The sequence below is a fragment of the Actinomycetota bacterium genome, from assembly GCA_035540895.1.
Lineage (GTDB): Bacteria > Actinomycetota > JAICYB01 > JAICYB01 > JAICYB01 > DATLFR01.
In genome coordinates this window covers 1-18,978 of sequence record DATLFR010000231.1, presented here as the reverse complement: position 1 = coordinate 18,978, position 18,978 = coordinate 1, and the positions used below count along the sequence as shown (strand labels likewise).

17 protein-coding genes are annotated in these 18,978 nt (G+C 68.0%); 11 read left to right on the top strand and 6 right to left on the bottom strand.

Annotated elements, in window-relative coordinates; translation table 11 throughout:
- The coding region (locus tag VM840_12955) for an LCP family protein (GenBank protein ID HVL82491.1) at nt 1-497 on the bottom strand (497 nt) is incomplete at its 3' end.
- Complete coding sequence (locus tag VM840_12950) at nt 494-1,102, bottom strand: hypothetical protein (GenBank protein ID HVL82490.1); 609 nt, start codon at nt 1,100-1,102, stop codon at nt 494-496. The genes VM840_12950 and VM840_12955, both read right to left, overlap by 4 nt.
- A gap of 241 nt (nt 1,103-1,343) precedes the next feature.
- Between VM840_12950 and VM840_12945 the strand changes: the two genes are divergently transcribed.
- From VM840_12945 to VM840_12905, 9 genes are all read left to right on the top strand, one after another.
- The gene (locus tag VM840_12945) at nt 1,344-1,508 is read left to right on the top strand and encodes a hypothetical protein (GenBank protein HVL82489.1); all 165 of its coding nucleotides are present in this window, start codon (nt 1,344-1,346) and stop codon (nt 1,506-1,508) included.
- 92 nt (nt 1,509-1,600) lie between these two features.
- Nucleotides 1,601-2,542: an ABC transporter permease gene (locus tag VM840_12940; protein ID HVL82488.1), complete on the top strand. Its 942-nt coding sequence runs from the start codon at nt 1,601-1,603 to the stop codon at nt 2,540-2,542.
- Nucleotides 2,539-3,729: an ABC transporter ATP-binding protein gene (locus tag VM840_12935; protein HVL82487.1), complete on the top strand. Its 1,191-nt coding sequence runs from the start codon at nt 2,539-2,541 to the stop codon at nt 3,727-3,729. Before VM840_12940 ends, VM840_12935 begins: the two co-directional genes overlap by 4 nt.
- Entirely contained in the window at nt 3,726-5,051 is a 1,326-nt protein-coding gene (locus VM840_12930) for a methyltransferase domain-containing protein (GenBank protein HVL82486.1), read from the top strand. The genes VM840_12935 and VM840_12930 overlap by 4 nt, the downstream gene beginning before the upstream one ends.
- On the top strand, nt 5,051-6,238 hold the full coding sequence (locus VM840_12925; protein ID HVL82485.1) for a glycosyltransferase family 4 protein: 1,188 nt from the start codon (nt 5,051-5,053) through the stop codon (nt 6,236-6,238). The genes VM840_12930 and VM840_12925 overlap by 1 nt, the downstream gene beginning before the upstream one ends.
- Complete coding sequence (locus tag VM840_12920) at nt 6,235-7,317, top strand: glycosyltransferase (protein HVL82484.1); 1,083 nt, start codon at nt 6,235-6,237, stop codon at nt 7,315-7,317. The genes VM840_12925 and VM840_12920 overlap by 4 nt, the downstream gene beginning before the upstream one ends.
- A gap of 104 nt (nt 7,318-7,421) precedes the next feature.
- Complete coding sequence (locus VM840_12915) at nt 7,422-8,165, top strand: glycosyltransferase family 2 protein (protein HVL82483.1); 744 nt, start codon at nt 7,422-7,424, stop codon at nt 8,163-8,165.
- Nucleotides 8,166-8,229: 64 nt separating this feature from the next.
- On the top strand, nt 8,230-8,985 hold the full coding sequence (locus tag VM840_12910; GenBank protein HVL82482.1) for a class I SAM-dependent methyltransferase: 756 nt from the start codon (nt 8,230-8,232) through the stop codon (nt 8,983-8,985).
- Nucleotides 8,986-8,989: 4 nt separating this feature from the next.
- Entirely contained in the window at nt 8,990-10,744 is a 1,755-nt protein-coding gene (locus tag VM840_12905; protein ID HVL82481.1) for a hypothetical protein, read from the top strand.
- On the opposite strand, the gene VM840_12900 is transcribed toward VM840_12905, so the two are convergent.
- Complete coding sequence (locus VM840_12900) at nt 10,733-12,055, bottom strand: hypothetical protein (protein ID HVL82480.1); 1,323 nt, start codon at nt 12,053-12,055, stop codon at nt 10,733-10,735. The two genes, VM840_12905 and VM840_12900, sit on opposite strands and share 12 nt — an antisense overlap.
- A gap of 14 nt (nt 12,056-12,069) precedes the next feature.
- Nucleotides 12,070-12,768, bottom strand: a complete 699-nt coding sequence (locus VM840_12895; protein HVL82479.1) for a class I SAM-dependent methyltransferase — start codon at nt 12,766-12,768, stop codon at nt 12,070-12,072.
- Here VM840_12895 and VM840_12890 point away from each other — a divergent pair.
- Together VM840_12890 and VM840_12885 are read left to right on the top strand one after the other, a co-directional pair.
- Nucleotides 12,759-13,604: a glycosyltransferase family 2 protein gene (locus VM840_12890; GenBank protein ID HVL82478.1), complete on the top strand. Its 846-nt coding sequence runs from the start codon at nt 12,759-12,761 to the stop codon at nt 13,602-13,604. The genes VM840_12895 and VM840_12890 overlap by 10 nt on opposite strands.
- Nucleotides 13,605-13,762: 158 nt before the next feature.
- Nucleotides 13,763-15,898, top strand: a complete 2,136-nt coding sequence (locus tag VM840_12885) for a SpoIID/LytB domain-containing protein (protein ID HVL82477.1) — start codon at nt 13,763-13,765, stop codon at nt 15,896-15,898.
- A gap of 6 nt (nt 15,899-15,904) precedes the next feature.
- Here VM840_12885 and VM840_12880 read toward each other — a convergent pair whose 3' ends face one another.
- On the bottom strand, nt 15,905-18,283 hold the full coding sequence (locus VM840_12880) for an N-acetylmuramoyl-L-alanine amidase (GenBank protein HVL82476.1): 2,379 nt from the start codon (nt 18,281-18,283) through the stop codon (nt 15,905-15,907).
- 342 nt (nt 18,284-18,625) lie between these two features.
- Nucleotides 18,626-18,978 (bottom strand): hypothetical protein (locus VM840_12875; protein ID HVL82475.1); only part of this gene is annotated, 353 nt, incomplete at its 5' end.

Below are 18,978 nucleotides of genomic sequence, written 5' to 3'. Positions count from 1 at the left end.
GGGAAGTTCGCTCCGGAGAACCGGTCGTTCATCGGGTACGGGACGTTCACCGTCACACCCCCGAGCCGGTCGACGAGCTGACGGAAGCGGGAGAACTCGACCAGCGCCCAGAAGTGGATCGGGACGCCGGCGAGCGCCTGGACGGTCTCCACGACCAGCTGTGGACCGCCGAACTGAAGCGACGCGTTGATCTTGGACATCCCCCGCCCCGGGATGTTCACGTACGAGTCCCGTGGGATGCCCACCGTCGATCCCTGCATCGTCGCCGGGTTGAGCGCGATGAGTCGCAGCGTGTCCGCACGTCCGCGGGCGGGGTCCCCCTCTCGGACGTCGCTGCCGATCACGAGCACGAAGAGGAGGTCCGTCCCGCGGGGGTCCCAATGGGCGCCCGCCTCCGTGCGGTGTATCTCCAGGACAGGGTCCTGCGCCCGGGCGGGAGCTACCACGAGCAGCCCAGCGATGAGCGCCCATGCCAACGCCACCGACGAGCGCCTCATGGCATCCACCGCGCGGCCTGCGGCGAGGGAGATGGGTCGCCCTCCCTCTCCACCGTGAGGGCGACGTCGAACCCGCCCAGCCTCCAACCTGTCTCGGTGGGTTCGAGGAGCAGCTCTCCCGCCTGGGTGAAGCGAGCGGGGCGGGGGCCCTGCGGTAGCAGGACTCGGCCCTCCCCGACGAACGACACCCGGACGAGGAAAGCCTGCACGGCGTCACCCTCACCGAACAGCGCTCCGTGGAACCCGACCCGGCCGCGGACGACCTCCGCCGCCTCGCCGGCGGCGAACGCCCCCCGGCTCCCGACGAAGGGGGCGCGAGCGGTGTCGGTCGCCAGGACCTCCGGCGGCGGACGGGGCGGCCCGACACCGTCCGGCCCCGGCGCGGGCTCCGGTAGGAAGGAGAGCTCGTAGAGCTGCTTCAGGAGCCCCGCGGCGGCCTGGACCGCCGGGTCGACGGCTCCCTCGCCGAGCCCGGCGACCCGCCGGACCTCCCCGTCGAGCTCGGCGACGATGCCCGGCTCGGGGGTGGACGCCGGCGCAGGAGTAGGGGACTGCGCCGGGGGGTCGCTGCGGGCGATGGCGACGGCGGCCGCCGCGACCAGCACGACGGCGAGCGCGCCGGCCGCGCGGCGTCCGGGGTGGTGCGGGATCAGGTCACGTACCGACCTGACCGAGCGGATCGTCTCGAGGATGGAACGCAGTTGGGATCGCCTCCGGGTGCTATAGAATCGGCGCGCTCGCCTGGCCGGCCGCGCCGGCCCGACCTAGGAGATCGCGGATGGCCGAGGCAGCCTTCGCCGCTCGGAATCTAACCGCTCGCACACCCGTACGTGCGCAGCGCGCCTGATGCAGCTCGATAGCTTCCTGGTCTTCGCGCTGCTCGCCGCCCTCATCGTCGCTGCGATCGCGAACGCCGCGTTGAGGCGGGGCCGCCGCCCGGACGTCGACCACGGTGCAGAGGAGCGGGTGGAGGAAGGCCCGGACGAAGCTGGACGGCGCGCAGGCCCCTGAGGACGTGTACCGCCCCGATCGCGACGCGGACCGGTGAGATCCCCGCCTCAGAGGACCGATGGTGAAGGGCCGCAGACCGTAGGCTGTCGGACGTGCAGGCAGAGAGAGAAGGCGCTTTGAACACCGAGGAGACCACGCACCGGGTGAAGCCGGCGTCCGTGACGCGGATCGAGCCGCGCATCGGACCCCTGACCCGCATCCGGGAGCTCCTCCGTTACAGGGAGCTCCTGGGGAACCTCATCCGCAAGGAGCTCAAGGTCAAGTACAAGAACTCCGCGCTCGGTTTCGCGTGGTCCCTGCTCAACCCGCTCCTGTACCTGGTGATCTTCTCGATCGTCCTTCAGGAGTTCCTGGGAGCCGGGCTCCCGGCCTTCCCCTTCTACCTGCTGACCGGGCTCCTCGCCTGGAACCTCCTCTCCAACGGGCTGGCGGGCGCGACCGGCTCGATCGTCTCCAACTCCAACCTCGTCTCGAAGGTGTACTTCCCCCGCGAGATCCTCCCCGCCGCCTCGATCGGTGCGGCCGTCGTCCACTACGTGCTGCAGCTCTTCGTCCTGGTCGCTGCCATGCTGCTGTTCGGGTGGTTCCGGCACTGGGATCAAGGGATGGTCCTGCTGCCCCTCGCCCTCCTCGTCCAGCTCGTCCTGCTGGTGGGGCTCGCGCTTCTGATGTCGAGTGCGAACGTCTACATGCGCGACGTCCAACACCTGCTCGAGCTCGCCCTACTCGCCTGGTTCTGGATGACCCCGATCGTGTACGCGAGCGGGTGGGTCCAGCAGAACCTCATGAACAAGTCCCCCCTCATGTGGGCCGTGTACCTCCAGAACCCCATGGCGCCGATCGTGATGGGCTACCAACGGGCCCTGTACGCGCGACCCGAGCTGAGGGCGGGGGACGCGCACGTGCTCGTGAACGCGCCGCTCGAGTGGTACGCGAAACGGCTCGGATGGACCGGGCTCGTGGCCGTCGCGATCCTGATGGTGGGGTGGACCGCCTTCCGGCGACTCGAGACGCGGATGGCGGAGGAGCTGTGACGCAGCCGGCCGTCCGCGCGAGCGGCATCTCGAAGAGGTTCAAGCTCTACCACGAGCGGGCGAGCTCCCTGAAGGAGCGGGTGATCAGCCTTCGCCGGGCGCGATACGAGGAGTTCTGGGCGCTGAAGGACGTGAGCCTCACCGTCGACCCCGGGGAGACGATCGGCCTCATCGGACCGAACGGGTCCGGCAAGAGCACCCTTCTCAAGGTCGTCGCCGGCATCATGCGCCCCGATACCGGCAGCGTCGAGACCACGGGACGGATGGCGTCCCTGCTCGAGCTGGGAGCCGGGTTCCACCCGGACCTCACGGGCCGCGAGAACGTGTACCTCAACGCCTCCATCCTCGGGCTGACCCGCCGGGAGACGGACCGCTACTTCGATGACATAGTCGCCTTCTCCGAGCTCGAGCAGTTCGTCGACATGCAGGTGAAGCACTACTCGTCCGGGATGTACGTCAGGCTGGGGTTCGCGGTGGCGGTCCACGTCGAACCCGAGATCCTGATCGTGGACGAGGTGCTCTCGGTCGGGGACGAGGTGTTCCAGCGCAAATGCCTCGACCGCATACGCATGTTCCAGAAGGAGGGGCGGACCATCGTCTTCGTCACCCACGCGGTCGACCTCGTCAAGCAGATCTGCACGCGCGCCGCCTTCCTGCACCACGGGGAGCTGATCGAGGCGGGTCCGGCGGCCGACGTGGTTCGGACGTTCCGGGAGACCCTCCACGGAGAGGCGCACCTCGAGGCTGCCCCGATGACGGAACGAGGGACGGGTGAGGTGAAGATCGTCAGCGTCCTGCTCCGCGACGACGAGGGACGGGAGCGTCAGATCTTCCAGGCTGACGAGATGATGGACATCTCGGTCGAGATCGAGAGTCAGCATCCGGTGGAGGACCCGTGCATCGGGATCGCCATCTACGACGAACGTGACCGGCACGTCTTCGGCGTCAACTCGATCAAGCGGAAGATCGACCTCGGCACCCTCGACGGCAAGATGCGCGTCCGTTTCCGGCTGAACCGACTGCCTCTGCTCGAGGGACGCTACGCCCTCACGGTCGGGGTCCACTCCCGGGACGAGCGCACCGCCTACCACTGGCAGGAGAAGGCGTACGCCTTCCGATGCGTGAACGTCGGTCCGGACGTCGGGCCGTTCCACATCCCGACCGAGATGAGCGTGGAGCCACTGTGAACGAGAACGCACCACCCGAGATCGAGATCGGCGCCGACGTGGACGTGGAAGCGATCATGGAGGAGATCCGCGAGACGGTCCGCCGCCGCCGCGAGTCCGGCGATTACCCGCCCGATGTACTAGTGGAGCTGGAGCTCGCGGAGACCGCGGGGAGCGGAGCCGGCCATTCCGAGGCGTTCGCATCGATCCTGTCGGAGCTCCGCCGGACCTCGGGGTTCTCGGCCGAGATCACCACGGCATCGCAGAAACCTCTCGTCGCCCCGGTGGTGTCGAAGGCGAAGGGGGCCATCCGCACCTCGCTGCGCTGGTACCTCACCGGGATCCTCCAGCAGGTCAACTCGTTCGCCGGGAACGTCGTCCGCGCGGTCGCGTCGCTCTCCTCGCAGATCTCCGAGGTGAGGGAGGCGGGGGAGACCACCGCCGCCTCTCTCGACGCGCTGCGCGACGAGCTCCGGAACCAGCTGGCGAGGCTGGAGCAACGCACCGACACCCTCGAGCAGATGCGAGCCCACGACCGGTTGTCGCGCCTGGACCGCGCGCTCAAGGAGATGCGCGAGAGGCTCGAGGCCGGCGTGGCCCCCGGTCCGACGTCGGTCCCGACGGAGCGGCCGGGCGCGCGCAGCTGGCGGGCCGAGGCGGCGATGGATTACCTGGACTTCGAGAACCGCTTCCGGGGTTCCCTCGAGGACGTCGCCAACAAGCAGCGCGCCTACGTAGACCTCTTCCGTGACGCACCGGGGCGAGTCGTCGACCTCGGCTTCGGGCGCGGCGAGTTCCTAGGACTGCTCCGCGACGCGGGCGTGGAGGCGTACGGGGTCGATCGGCATCCAGACATGGTTGCCTACGCGCGGGAGGCGGGGCTCGAGGTTCAGCAGGGGGACTCGCTCGAGCACCTCGCATCGCTGGACCCCGCCTCGCTCGGAGGGATCTTCTGCGCCCAGATGGTCGAACACCTGGACCCCCCCGAGGTCGTTCGCTTCTTCGAGCTCGCGGCCGACGCTATGGCCCCCGGAGGCACCCTCGTCGTGGAGACCATCAACCCGGAGAGCCTCTTCGTGTTCGCTCATGCCTTCTACGTCGACCTAGGACACCTGCGTCCCCTCCACCCTCTGACGTTGGACTTCCTGGCTCGCTCCGCCGGGTTCTCCAAGGTTCGCACCGAGTACCTCGCCCCCATCCCCCCCGAGTTCAGACCTCAGCCGATCGAGCCTCCGGAGGACGGGGAGTTCGTCCAGCTCGTCGAGCGGCTGAACGAGAACTTCAGGCGCATCGACGAGATCGTCTTCGGGCCGCAGGACTTCGCGATAGTGGCGGTGCGCTGATGAGGATCGGGCTCGTCGTGCCCCGGTTCGGGGAGCGATTGGTCGGGGGGGCCGAGATGCACGCGCGCCAGCTCGCGGAGCGCCTCCAGCGGGCGGGACACGACATCGAGATCGTGACGACGTGTGCGCTCGACCATCACACGTGGCGCAACGAGCTCCCCCCTGGGCAGTCGGTCGTCGGTGACCTGCGCGTGCTCAGGTTCCCTGCCGACAACCGCGATCTGGGCATCCACGGAGAGATGGAACGGGCGATCACCCACGGTTTTCCGCTCTCGGTGGAAGAGGAGCTGCTGTGGCTTCGCCACGGCGTCTCGTCGAGCGCGATGGAGGAGTACCTCGCGAGTTCTCCCACCCGCTACGACGTCGTGCTCGCGATGCCCTACCTGTTCGGCACGACGTACTTCGCATCCGTGGCAGCGGCGTCCCCTTTCGTGGTGATCCCGTGCCTGCATGACGAGGCGTACGCGCGTCTGGCCTTCGTCCGATCGATGCTCGAGAACGCCACCGGAGTCTTGTTCAACGCGCACCCGGAGTCGGACCTGGGGCTGCGCCTGGCCCCCGAGATCGCCAGGTGGGAAGTCGTGGGCATGGGGTTCGACCCGGATCCTCCGCAGCCCCCCTCGGTCTTCCGGTCCAAACACGGCGTCGAGGGGCCCATCCTCCTGTACGTCGGTCGTAGGGAAGGGGGCAAGAACACCCCCCTGCTCATCGACCACTTCATGCGCTACAAGCACCGGCGGGCCGGCTCCGATCTCCAACTCGTATTGGTCGGGTCGGGGGAACCGGTCCCCAAGCACCCCGCGATACATGCGATCGAGATCGACTGGTCCTACCGCGATTCGATGTATCGGGCCGCGACCATCTTCTGCCAGCCCAGTACGAACGAATCGCTGTCGATAGTCGTAATGCAGGCCTGGCTCGCTCAGAGGGCGGTCGTCGTGCACGCGGACTGCGCCGTCACCGTCGACCACTGCCGACGGTCGAACGGCGGCGTGTGGTTCCGGTCGTACGCGGAGTTCGAAGCGATCGTCGATCGGCTCGTTGGAGATGAACCCCTCAGGCGGACCCTCGGGGAGTCGGGTCGCCGGTGGGTCGGGGAGACCTACAGCTGGGAGAGCGTCCTCGACCGGTTCGATCGCGCCGTGGGGTCGTGGGTGGGGTCCGAGGCCGTCACCAGCGGCTCATGAAGGGGGGCCGCATCCAGCAGTTCCTCCCCAGTCTCGGGTTCAGGGACGCGGTGGGTACCCACACGCTCTGCACGCAGGACGCGCTGAGCTCGGCAGGCGGCGGCATCTGGGCCGAGGACATACACCCCCAACTCCTTCGTCGCGCCAGGACCTGGTCGGACTACGCCGGGACCCGCTCCGCCCGGCGAGGACGGGACGTGCTGCTGTACCAGGCGTCCACGGGCTCGCGCGGCCTGGCTCCCTTCCTCACCGAGCGTCCCGAGACGAAGGCGATCTACTACCACAACATCACGCCGGCTGAGTTCTTCGAGCCGTTCGACCCGGGAGCCGCGATCAACCTGTCCCGGGCGCGCGAGGAACTCTCCGAGCTGGCACCGCGATGTGCCGTTGCGATGGCGAACTCGGAGTACTCGGCGTCCGAGCTGCACGAGCTAGGCATCGAGGACGTGTCGGTGATTCCGCCGTACCTGCCCCCGTCCCTGGACGCTGCTCCCGACCCGCATCAACTCGATTGGTTGCGCCGAACCAAGCGAGGGCTCGACCTCTTGTTCGTGAGCCGGGTGGCTCCCCACAAGGGTCACGCCGATCTGCTGCGCGTGCTGGCAACCGTGCGAGCGGCCATAGACCCGAACGCCCGCCTGTTCGTCGTGGGTGCATGGGGACCAGACCCATACATGCGGATGCTCTTCAAGCTGCGGGAACGGCTCCGACTCGAAGGCGTGGTCTTCTGCGGGTCGATCACCGAGCCGCACCTCGCCGCCTACTACGCGGGCTGTGACGTCTTCATCTCCATGTCGCGGCACGAGGGGTTCGGCCTGCCCCTGCTGGAGGCGATGAGAGCCGGACTCCCGGTGATCGCGTACGACGGCGGAGCGGTCGGGGAGACGCTGGGGGGATCGGGGGTCCTGGTCCGGACGAGGGACCCCGCGACGATAGCGGAGGTCGTGCATCGCGTCGGCTGCGACGAGTCGCTGAGAGCGTCGGTCGTCGCGCGTCAGCGAGCGCGCGTGGCCGAACTCGGCTCGGCGAGCCGTGACGCCCGGATCAGGGAGGCGCTGCTCCCGCTGCTCGGCTCCTGAGGGCCCCACCCCCGCGAGGGCGGCGACGTGTTGGGTATGCTCTGCGAGCCGACGCGTGTCTGCGGTCGCGCACAACCGACCACGAACCATAGGGGTAACGACTCATGTGGCACGACAGGAAGGTCTCGGTCGTGCTCCCTACCTACAACGAGAAGGACTCGATCCGCGAGGCTATCGGGGAGCTGTGGTCGACCGGCGTCGTGGACGAGGTCATCGTCGTCGACAACAACGCTGCCCCAGGCACACGTGAGCAGGTGGACGGTACGGGAGCCCGACTCGTCGAAGAGAAGCGGCAGGGATACGGCTGGTCCTGTCGACGCGGACTCGCCGAAGCGGTGGGCGACATCGTGATCCTGTCCGAACCCGACGGCACCTTCATCGGCCGCGACGTCTTCAAGCTCCTGGCCTACAGCGACGATTTCGACTTCGTGCTCGGCAGTCGGACGGCCAAGGAACTGATCTGGTCGGGCGCGAACATGGGCTGGTTCCTGCGGTGGGGCAACTGGGCCGTGGCGAAGATGATGGAGTTCCTCTACAACACGAGCAACCTTACGGACGTGGGCTGCACGATGCGGTTGATCCACCGCAAGGCGTTGGACGAGATCAGTCCTCACTTCACGATCGGCCGCAACCACTTCTCCCCAGAGATGATGGTTCTGTCCATCCTCGCGGGCCACAAGCTCGTGCAGATCCCGGTCAACTACCGCGAGCGCGTAGGGGAGTCGTCGGCGACCGGCGACTTCTGGAAGGCCTTCAAGATCGGGGTCGCCATGATCGCGACGATCCTCTCCTACCGGTTCGGTCCTCGCCGGAACCCGTTCGCTCCACGGACCCCCCAAGGCGGCTGACGTGGTCGATCCGCGCTTCCGCTGTCCCCTCTGCCGTTCGGAGCTCGCAACCAGCTCGGACGCCGTGAGCTGCACAGGATGCACAACCACCTTCCCGGTCGTCGACGGCATCGCCGTGCTGAAGGATCCGGCGCTCATCGGTGACGACGATCACTTCGACACGGTCTCCGAGGAGTACGACGACTCACTGCCCGCTCATGTCGTGCGTCACTACCTGGACAAGCGCGTGGACTACATCCGGCGGGTGTGTCCCGCGGGGTCCGTCCTCGACGTCGGATGCGGCACCGGGACCCTGCTCGAGCATCTCGGAGGAGCGGATCACGACCGGGTAGGCATCGACTTCTCGGTAGGGATGCTTCGGGTGATGCGGAAGAAGATGAGCGTCGCCTGTGCCGCGGCCAGCGCCGGGCAGCTCCCTTTCCCGGACGATACGTTCGATCTCGCCGTATCCGTGGCCGTCCTCCACCATCTGGAGGAGCCCGCCCTCGTGCGCTCATCCCTGCAGGAGATGCACCGGGTCGTGCGGCCCGGCGGTCGCCTGCTGATCTGGGACCACAACCCCCTCAACCCCTATTGGCCGATCCTCATGAAGCGGGTCCCGCAGGACGTCGGCACCGAGAGGCTGGTTCCGCTGGCCGAGATCAGAGCCGCACTGGACCCGCTGGGGGCGAAGCTCTGGCCTCGTCGGCTCGGGTTCATACCGGAGTTCGTGCCGGCGGGCGCGCTGCCCGCTGCGGTGCGAGCTGAGAGGATCCTCGAACGCATCCCCGGCATCCGGGAGCTGGGGGCTCACAACGTGGTCGTCGCCCAGAAGGTCTGAGCGCTTGTCCGAACCACCCACGGGCTTCAGGATCTGGCGCGTCCAGATCCCTAGATGGCTCGCTCTCGAGTCCTGCGTAGCGCTCGGCTTCGTAGCTGCGACGCTGCTCATGACCTGGCCGATGGTCGCCACCCTGGGAACGCACATAGACAACCCAGGCGACCCCATCTTCACGTCCTGGTTGCTCCCGCGGAACGTCCACGCGACGTTCCACCACACCTTCGATTGGTTCCAGGGCAACATCTTCGCCCCGGAGCCGGACACCGTCGCTTACGCCGACCACATGATCGCGCTGTTGCCTATCGCCGCCCCCATCTGGTTCCTCACGCATGACGGGGTCGTCACGAACAATCTCACCGTCCTCGTGCTCGTGTTCCTCAACGGGTGGTGTGCCTACCTACTCAGCCGTGAACTGACCGGCAGCAGGACCGCGGCTCTGGTCGGAGGGGTCATCTTCGGCTTCTCGCCGTTCGTCTTCTCCCGGATCGGTCACACGAACATCCTGTCGGTGTGGGGGTTCCCGCTCGCGTGGCTCTTCGCGCGGCGGATCGTGCGAGCCGGGCGCTGGTGGGACGTCCTCGGGCTCGCCGGAGCGGTCGTCGTGTGTACCTATTCCAGCTGGTACTTCCTCGTCTTCTCCGGCCTACTCGTGGGCGTAGTCCTGGGCGTGGAGGTCCTCACTCGGTGGAGGGAGATCCGGTTCCCGGCGCTCGCCCTACGGCTCATGGCGTCCGCGATCATCGTGCTGTTAGCGATCCTGGCTGTGGCTCGTCCGTACTTCGTCGTCCAGGATCGCTACCCGCAGGCCACGCGGACGCTCGATGAGGCGGTCCATTACTCGGCCGTTCCGTCATCGCTGTACACCGCCCCTCCCAACAACCGACTCTACGGCGACCTCACCGAGCCATTCCGTGCCCTCTCGGCGGGCTACAACGAGCGCATGATGTTCCTCGGTGTCGCGCCCGCCGTGTTGGCTCTCTGCGGCCTGTACGTCGCCGTACGCCGGAGACGCGCCGATCTCTCACTCGCGGCGATCTCGCTGTTGGGCGGGGCCGCGGTATTCGCCTTCGGGCCGTACCAGTTCCGCGACGGCGAGAGGGTCCGGATGCCGTTCTTCCATCTCTACGAGGCGCTGCCTCCCCTTCAGTTCATGCGCTCCCCCGGAAGGGCTTCCCTCTTCCTCTACCTCGTGATGGGCGCGCTCGCTGCGTACCTGCTCTCGAACGTTCGCGGCCGTCTGCGGCCTGTCTTGGTGGCAGCGGTATGCCTCGTGGTGGCTGCCGAGTACGCATCCGCTCCGCTCCCGTCGACCCCCCTGCACTCTCCGCCGGCCCAGATCCCGAAGCTGCGCCCGTCTGCCTCCCACCGCTGGCTCGCGGAGCAGAGGGAGCCAGGCGCCGTCCTGGAACTCCCAACCGGGGAGATCGTGGATGGAGCTTTCACGGTTACGTCGCTCCTCCGCGAGGGCGCATACATGTACTTCTCCACCGTGCACTGGCGCGACCTTCTGAATGGGTACAGCGGGTTCGCGCCTCCGACGTACCGCGAGATGGTCGAGACCGTGAAGACCTTTCCCGACGATCGCTCGCTGGCGCTCTTGCGCGATCGCGGGGTGCGCTTCGTGCTGGTGCACCGCGACCTCGTGGCAGGCACGCCATGGGCCGCCCTAGGTGATGGTGTGAACTCCCCGGATCTGAGCGTGGCGCACGACGACGGCCGGGTCCGGGTCTACAGGCTCCAGCCTCGATCAGGGCAGTAGCCGGGGATCGGTCGAGTAGAGGTCCCACCCCCCGAAACGCAGGCCCTCTGATAGGCAACGGGACACGGGCGTGTCGGTCACGGACCAGGCCCGAGCAGTGGCGTGCCCGATCTCGACCGGTTTGAAGTCCCAGGAACACGGGTAGCCGAGCGCGCCGACGGCTTGTACGCCGATGCCGATCGCCGCTGCCACGAGGAACGCCGAAGCGCGGAGGTCGCGGCGACGTTCGGCGACGCGGTGCTGCAGCCACGCTCCCGCGAGGATCACGAGGATGGGCGAGGACTCGGCATAGAACCTGGGCCCGTAGGACGCGCCCCCGTACCAGTACCTGTAGCGGGCCAGGAACAGGGTGAACAGGACGAGACCTGCCCCAGACATCGCCAGGAACATGTCTCGTCTTCGCAGGCCATCGAGAGCGCCCGCGAATGCGAACACGGCCACCGGACAGAAGACGAGCAGTCCGCGGCCGGGCGAGACGAGCAGCGCGGCCGCACCGTATGCCGGGTTGAGACCGAAGTCCTGAGGGCCTATCACGAGGGTGTAGCCGCCGAGCGGATGCCCGGCGACGACCAGGTTGTACACAACGAGTGGGAGGATCGGCACCGCCGCCAAGGCGCCGTTCCTGAGGAGTGCCGAACGGTCACGGAGCGTGGCCCACGCGACGAGTGGGGCGACGAGGAGCAGCGATTGGGGGCGAACCGCAACGAGCGTCGCTCCGGCCACAGCCGCGACGGCCGACCACGATGCGCCTTCAGGTAGACGCGAACAGGCGTAGAGCACGAGGGCGACCAGGAATGCGCCCGGCGCATGTTGGCAGAGCACATTGGCCCCGCTCGTCCACACGGGGGTTCCGAGTGCGTAGACGACGGCGAGCACCATGGCGAGCCTCGGGGTCAGGCCACGGCGCGCGCCTGTGGAGTACACGAGAGGAACCGATGCGGCAACCATCGCACTCGCGGCGAACTTCGCGAAGCCGAGGGAACTGACGTTGCCCGTGATGACTCGGAACAGGACGTAGAACGGGATGGACAGGATCCCCGTGGTCGGCGGGTACAGCGGCACGAGCCTGTCGCCGCGCTCGATCAGGTAGTGGGGGAGCTTCCCGCCGGTCCGGACGAGCTCCAGGAACGGTGAGATCCCGAGGGTGTGGTGTTCGACGAACGCGATCGGCAGGAGCCGGAAGTACTCGTCGTCGCCGCACCCCCCGTACCTGAGGTTCGCGTTGTAAACGACGAACGTGCCTATGGCGAGCGCTGCCGCCCTCCGCCGTGCCGTCCAGGTAGAAGCTGTCTCCTGTGAGTTCGAGCCCACGGTGTGCGGCGGCGCTACCGCTTAACCCCCACCGCTATAAGCGAGAGCCCGATGGGCGGCCGGATCAGGTCTTCGAGCAGCCGCGCCACGGGGAACATGAGCGAGTACAGCTTCGTAGGGCCTGACTCGAGGCGCGTATGCCGCAGCAGCTTCCCGGCGAAGAGCCACCCTACGATCCCTAGCGTGTTGAACGGTTTGAGGGAGATCACCTCGAACCCGCCTTGCTGCATGGCCGTGCGCAGCGACCCCCTCGTGTACCTGCGGACATGCCCGAACGCCTCGTCGAGGGAACCCCATAGACGAGGGCCCCACGGCGATAGGACGATCAGGCGCCCCCCGGGGGCCAGGAGGCGGTGCGCGTTCGCGAGCGCTAACCCCTGCTCCTCGATGTGCTCCAGGACGTTGACCATGAGCGCCGTGTCGTATCGCGGCTCGAGCGCGTCGACCGTCGCCTCGTCTGTGATGCTCCCCTCGCGTAGGTCGAGCTCCTCCGCGTGAGGGATGCGCTCGGCAACGTAGCGGACGGCGTCGCTGGAGGGGTCCACGGCAGTGACTCGTCCATGCTCCATGAGCCAGGGGGTGAAGGTCCCGAGCCCGCACCCGATCTCGAGGATCCGCTCGCCCAGGTGGGGCTTGAGCCGCTCGAACATCCAGGCGTTGAACGCCCGTAGGTGGCGGAGGGTCTCAAGCGTCTGGAAGAGCTCTGTCTCCATGGCTCAATCGGGTCGGAGGGGACGGGGGCCATGATAATCTCACGGCCACTGGACGGCCGCCCGGCTGCTTTGCGGAGAGGAAAGCCCTGCCCGAACTCCTGTCGATCATAGTTCCCGTATACAACGAGCGACCCACCATCGAGTCGGTCGTCGTCCGTTGTGGCCGGGTTCACCTACCCGTAGATAGGGAGATCCTCGTCGTCGACGACGGGTCCACGGACGGGACGCGCGACTTCCTCGCGGAGCACCTGGTGCACATCGACGGTGTGCGGGTCGTGTTGCACGGGTCCAACGCCGGCAAGGGGTCGGCCGTCAGAACGGGCGCTCGGTTCGCGCAGGGACGCTGGATCGTCGTCCAAGATGCCGACCTGGAGTATGACCCCGAAGACATCCCACGCCTCCTCGAACCCCTTTTGAGCGGTACGGCCGACGTGGTCTACGGGTCGCGGTTCCTCGGATCGTCCCGCTGGGCTCGGCCCTGGCAGAGACTGGCCAACGTCGGGCTGTCCCGACTCACCTCACTCCTGTACGGGGGGTCCATCTCCGACATGGAGACCTGTTACAAGCTCATCCCCCGGGACCTGTTCATGACATTGGACCTCGTAGCGGAACGCTTCGACTTCGAGCCCGAGGTGACGGCCAAGTTGCTGCGCAGTGGCGCCAGGGTGGCGGAGGTCCCTATCTCATATACGGCTCGGACCCGCGCGGACGGGAAGAAGATCGGGTGGCGCGACGGGGTCGATGCGGTGAGAGCTCTGTGGAGGCTGAGGTCCTGGAGTCCCCCCGCCCATGTCGCCGCAACAGAACTGATCTCTCCTAGACAGCAGACTACCTAGCTCACGAGCGATACCATCGGACCATGCCTGTGAGTTGGAAGCGATCAGCGTGCCTGGGCCTGGTGCTAGCGGCGGTCCTCCAATCCTGGGCGACGCCCGCCGTTGCTCAGCCGCCCTCCTTCAGGTTCAGGGGGAGCGGATGGGGGCACGGGATCGGGATGGCCCAGTTCGGGGCCAAGGGCTTGGCCGACGAGGGGCGCTCGTACACGGAGATCCTGGGCCACTACTACAGCGGCACACGCGTCGAATCGCGCGACCCCGTGTGGGGCGTGCGAGTGATGCTCGTCGGCAACGCGGACCGCATCGAGCTGTCCGGCAACGCTCGTTTCGAGTTCCACCTCGACGGCGTGGCGATAGCCGCCTCGAACGGGAACGATGGCACCTGGGTCGTGCGAGCCGACGCCGCGAACCGTTACCTCATCTACAGGCCAGACGGATCGCTCGCCGCGGGTCCGGTGGGAGGACCCACCCAGCACGTCCTGATCGCGTTCGCGAACTGGGGGACCCTGCTGAGATCGCCCCAGACAGGCCATAGGTACAGGTACGGCCACATGGAGCTCAACACGCACGACGACCGGCGCCTCAGGCTCATCTCCATCATGCCGATGGAGGCATATCTGCGGGGCCTGGGTGAGATGCCGTCCTCGTGGCATGCCGAGGCGCTGAAGGCTCAGGCCGTCGCTGCGCGGACATACGCGGCTGAGAAGGTGACCCGGGTCGGGCAGGCGCGGTCCGGCTGCAATTGCGGCCTATACGCCGACACCCGGGACCAGGCCTACGTGGGCTACACCAAGGAAGACCCCGCCTCGTTCGGCGGGAGCTCGGCGACCGCAGCCCGATGGCCCAACGCCGTAGAGGCCACGGCGAACCAGGTCGTGACGTATCCCGTATCGGGCTCCTGGCGGCTGGCCGAGACCTACTACTCCTCGTCGTCGGGTGGTCGAACCGAGCGCAACGAGGACGTCTGGGGTGGGACCGCCCGCCCCTACCTCAGGGACCGCGACGACCCTTGGTCGCAGCTGCCCGCGAACCCCTACGCGAACTGGTCCGTTGAGATGAGCCAGGCTGACGTAGCCGCCAAGCTCGGGATGGGAAGGGTCGATTCCATAGACCTGTCCGCGCGCACCGCTGGTGGGGGAGTGGCGACAGCGCGGGTCTACGGCGACACCAACAAGACGTTCACGGGCGACCGTTTCCGGTCTGCGTTGGGGCTGCGGAGCACGAAGATCTGGATCGATTCGGCGCCGCCCCCTCCGGTTCAGCCGACATGGCGAGGCTGGTCGAGCCTGCCCCCCATCGCGACGTCTCGCTCGGCTGACCCGGTCGTGGTGGCGGCTCCGAACAGCGCCCTGCACGCCGTCGTCGTGGACTCGTCCAACGTGCCGATGACAAGCCGGCGTGACCCCTCGACGGGGGCGTGGTCCGCGTGGACCCGGGTCGGGGATGCAGGCAGCGCCGGGTTCGAGCCGACCGCCGCCCTCACGAAGGACTCGGCGGTGCACGCCGCTCTGCGTGGGACCGATGGACTCATCTACGTCGCTAGACGCGATGCGTCGAGTGGGGCCTGGTCGGGATGGAGCTTCGTCGGTACGCGCCAGTCCTTCGGCAGCGCCCCCGCCCTTGCGGCGGCCCCCGACGGAAGCGCATGGCTCGTGATGGTCAAACCGGCGGACAACACGATATGGATCGCTCGCAGGGAGCCGTCGAGACCGTGGTCGGACTGGCAGCGCGTGGGCTCCGGACCGGACGCCGGGTTGGAGCCGGCGATCGCCGTGGGTGGGGACGGCGCCGTGCACATCGTCATACGGGGGACCGACGGTGTCCCTTACGCGACCGTACGCGACCCCTCTACGGGTTCATGGGCCGGGTGGGCCCGCCTCGGGCCCGCAGGGAGCTTCGGATACGAACCCTCGCTCACGGTGAGTTCGAGAGGGATAGAGGCCCTGGTGCGAGGGTCGGACGACGGCCTCTATCACGCTGTTCGCAGCGGGAGTGGCTGGTCGAGCTGGTTCCGGGTCGGTTCTTCGTTCGAGAAGGCGGGTCCGGGCAAGGCCCCGCACCTCGCAACCGGCCCCGACGGTCGTGTCCACCTGACCGTGGCTGGGTCGGATGATGGCATCTATCACAACGTCTACACGGTCGGACAGGTCTGGTCGGGCTGGGGCCGCGTTGGTTCCTCGAGCGACAAGGTGGGTCCGGGTGGTGAGGTTCCGATCGTCGGCGTTCCGGACGGTTCGGTGGCGGCCTTCGTGCGCGGCACGGACGACCGCGTGTACTCGAACCTGCGCCGCTGACGCCGATCAGGGGGCGTGTGGGGGACGCGAGAGCGCCCCCACCAGCGACAGGTCAAGGGTCTGCGCCAGCGTCACCATGGGTCCAAGCCGAGAACGGGCCACCGAGGGCTGGCTACCGGTGATGCCGATCTCCCCGGCGTGACGCCATCCCGCCCAGCTCCCGTCGGGCCGTCGAACGTTGGCGTACAGACGAGCATCAGTCCCAGTGATCACGACGAGCGTCGTCCCATCCGGGGCGACCGCGAGTTCAGGCTCGAGCCCGGCATCGGGTCCGCTGCCGACCCGGTGCCAGCCCGACCACGTGCCCGGGGTCCCTACGTTGGCGTAGATCCGCTGGTCGACCCCCTCTACGACCTGTATGAACCGCGAGTCGGGGAGAGCTTCGAGCGACGGACGCGTACCCTTCTCGTCCACGGTCCCGATCCTGGACCACCCCAGCCAGCCGTGGTGTGGGTGCCGCAGGTTCGCGTGCAGGGCGGCGTCGGTACCGACGACGGTGGCCAGGATGGTGTCGTTGGGGGCGGCGGAGATGCGCGTCTGGAACCCCCGTTCGTGATCGGCCCCCACCCGCAGCCATCCCAGCCAGCGGCCTAGCCAGATGTTTGCGTAGAGGGCTCCCCCCGGGGAGACCATCAGCATGTGTATCGCCCCGTCGGAGGTGACCGTAAGAGCCGGCTCGCTTCCCAGGTTCTCGGGCGCGCCTATCCTGCTCCATCCGAGGAATGAGCCGTGCGGGTCAACCCGGCCGTGATAGAGGCGATCGTCCGTACCCTGCACGACGACGTGCAGGGTGCCATCTCGGCCGACCACCGCAGCGAAGGGACTTCCGGCCTTGGCCTGGTCGTGCGACCCGCCCAGCCGGACATGCCCGTGCCACTCCCCGTTGACCCATCTCCCCCTGTACAGACCGTTGTCGATGCCCCGGATCACCCAATGGACGGACCCATCGGGGGCGGCGGACGTTCGCGGCGACTCGCCCCTATCGCCGGCTCCACCGACGCGGGTCCATCCCGTCCAGGGCTCCCGGAAGAGGGTCACCTTGTACGTCGCCGGCCTCGCTCGTTCTGCGCCGGACGCGGCCGAGAGCTGGAAGGTGTAGTCGCCGTGCGGTAGCGCAAGCCCCGCAGCATCCCGCCCATCCCAGGTGATGTCCACCGAGCCGGTTCCCGACCATGCCCGACGGGCCGCTCCGGTCCCGTCGGTGACAGAGGCCGTCCAGTTGGCGCCTGCGGAGGCACGTCCGGTCAAGCGCATCGTGTCGTCCCGGCCGTCCCCGTTGGGCGTGATGGTCGTCGGCCGCAACGCCGTGTCGAAGAGCTTCGGGAGTCCGATGTTGTAGGTGTTGGTACGGATGCTGGGCAGCGCGTTGTAGAGACCGTCCCCGGGACACGACGTGTTCCCCACGTCGCGGTGGCTGGCTATCGTGCGCAGCGAGACCGTCTGGCCCGCCGGGTACTTGTTGCTCCCACCCGAGACCATCTGCGTGGTTCCCGTCGGGTCGACGTGGTGGAGGTCGAACTTCCATGCGAGGACCCTCTGCACGGCGTCGAGAGCCTCGGCGGGAGCGGAGACCGACTCGAAGGTGCCGATCAACGAGACGCCGACCGAACTCGTATTGAAGCCCGCGGCGTGGGCCCCTATCACCAGGCGGTCCAGGCCCCCTGCCCGACCCTCGAACACCTGTCCGTAGCGGTCGACGAGGAAGTTGTAGCCGATGTCGTCCCACCCGTTCGATTGGACGTGGTAGGCGTAGATCGACCGGACGATCGAGGCCGACTGATCGCGCGAGTAGTTGTTGCTCGTCGCGGTGTGGTGGATGAAGCCGGCCTTCAGGTCGCCGGAGTACCGCGGACAGCACCGTCTGATCGACTCGTCCGCTCCCCACTGCGCCCGGGTGATGATGCCGGGCTGCGCGGCGATCGCCCGGGCGGCTCGCCCGGCGGGTGGCTGCGGGTCCGGACCCGGGTCGACCGCCTGGACCTCGGCTCCCCGTGGGGCAGCACCGTGCCAGCGGACCTGCACATGCTGCGCTCGACCGACCCACAGGGGCGAGGTCGCTCTTCGACCCCTGTCCTCGACCCCGAGGTCCGGACCCTCGACGTCGATCGCCATCTCGAGCTCGGTCCACTTCTCCCAGGAGCGGCCGTCGAGGCTGGTCCGGACCTCGACCCCGGTCGGGGCGACCTCGTCCGCGGGCCAGGACACGCCTACCAGTCCGAACTCTTCGGGTGCGCGGACCTCGCGTGCCGCGCCCAGCGGGATGGCGAACGTACGGATGTCCGGCCCGCGTCCGTCACGCGCCAAGGGCATCACGAGGATCAGGAGAGCCAAGCACATCGCGCGTGCCGCGACCGTGTGGCGTCTACGGATCTGGGTGGCGGACATCGGAGGCTCCGGCTCTGGGGGTGTTGGATCTGAGATCGCCAGCGAGCGACTCCGGCCAGGATACCGCCGTTCGCCACGGCGCACTAGATCTCAACAGCAACTCCCGCAACATGTACGGGCCTCCCGACGGCTGGGCGCGCCGTCCGCGTTCTGGATGGTGACAGCCGGATCCGGAGGCTTCGAAGACGGCCCCGGATCCGCCGCGGTGGATGGCACAGCGGTGAACGCCTAGTTACCAGTGGCCGGGGCAGAGCGCCCCGGCCACCCAGGTTCCAGGGGGCGGGACATGAAGATGGGGAGCCCCGTGGGGCTCCCCATCGCAGATCCTGGATGAAGGGCGCGTCAGTCGATGAGAGACGCGGTGTCGTACTCGATCTCGCCCGAGTCGAGCGAGTTGCTCCCGTCGGCTTCCTGGACGTACACGCGGGCGCGGCCCTTGTTCTCGGCGCCGTCTCCCTCGAGGTCGAGGTCGACCTTCAGACCGGTGTAGCTGTCCTCGGCCGTCGGGTCGGGCACGGCGACCTCTCCGCGCAGGGAGGCGCCTGCCGTCCCGGTCCGGGGGTCGGCGTGGAAGGTCAACGGCGCCTGCCAGCCGGGCTTGGGCGCGCCCCCGTCGCCGTCCGGAGCGATGAAGCCGGTGTCGCCAGGGGTCGTGTCCACCGCGGCGGCCGCCTGGGTGGGGGCCGGCGTGGGGG

Bases quoted from the DNA above. Each gene is read 5' to 3' on its own strand.
- VM840_12885 (HVL82477.1), top strand. From the start codon at position 13,763: ATGGCCCAGTTCGGGGCCAAGGGCTTGGCCGACGAGGGGCGCTCGTAC.
- VM840_12915 (HVL82483.1), top strand. From the start codon at position 7,422: ATGTGGCACGACAGGAAGGTCTCGGTCGTGCTCCCTACCTACAACGAG.
- VM840_12945 (HVL82489.1), top strand. From the start codon at position 1,344: ATGCAGCTCGATAGCTTCCTGGTCTTCGCGCTGCTCGCCGCCCTCATC.
- VM840_12920 (HVL82484.1), top strand. From the start codon at position 6,235: ATGAAGGGGGGCCGCATCCAGCAGTTCCTCCCCAGTCTCGGGTTCAGG.
- VM840_12880 (HVL82476.1), bottom strand. From the start codon at position 18,283: ATGTCCGCCACCCAGATCCGTAGACGCCACACGGTCGCGGCACGCGCG.
- VM840_12895 (HVL82479.1), bottom strand. From the start codon at position 12,768: ATGGAGACAGAGCTCTTCCAGACGCTTGAGACCCTCCGCCACCTACGG.
- VM840_12925 (HVL82485.1), top strand. From the start codon at position 5,051: ATGAGGATCGGGCTCGTCGTGCCCCGGTTCGGGGAGCGATTGGTCGGG.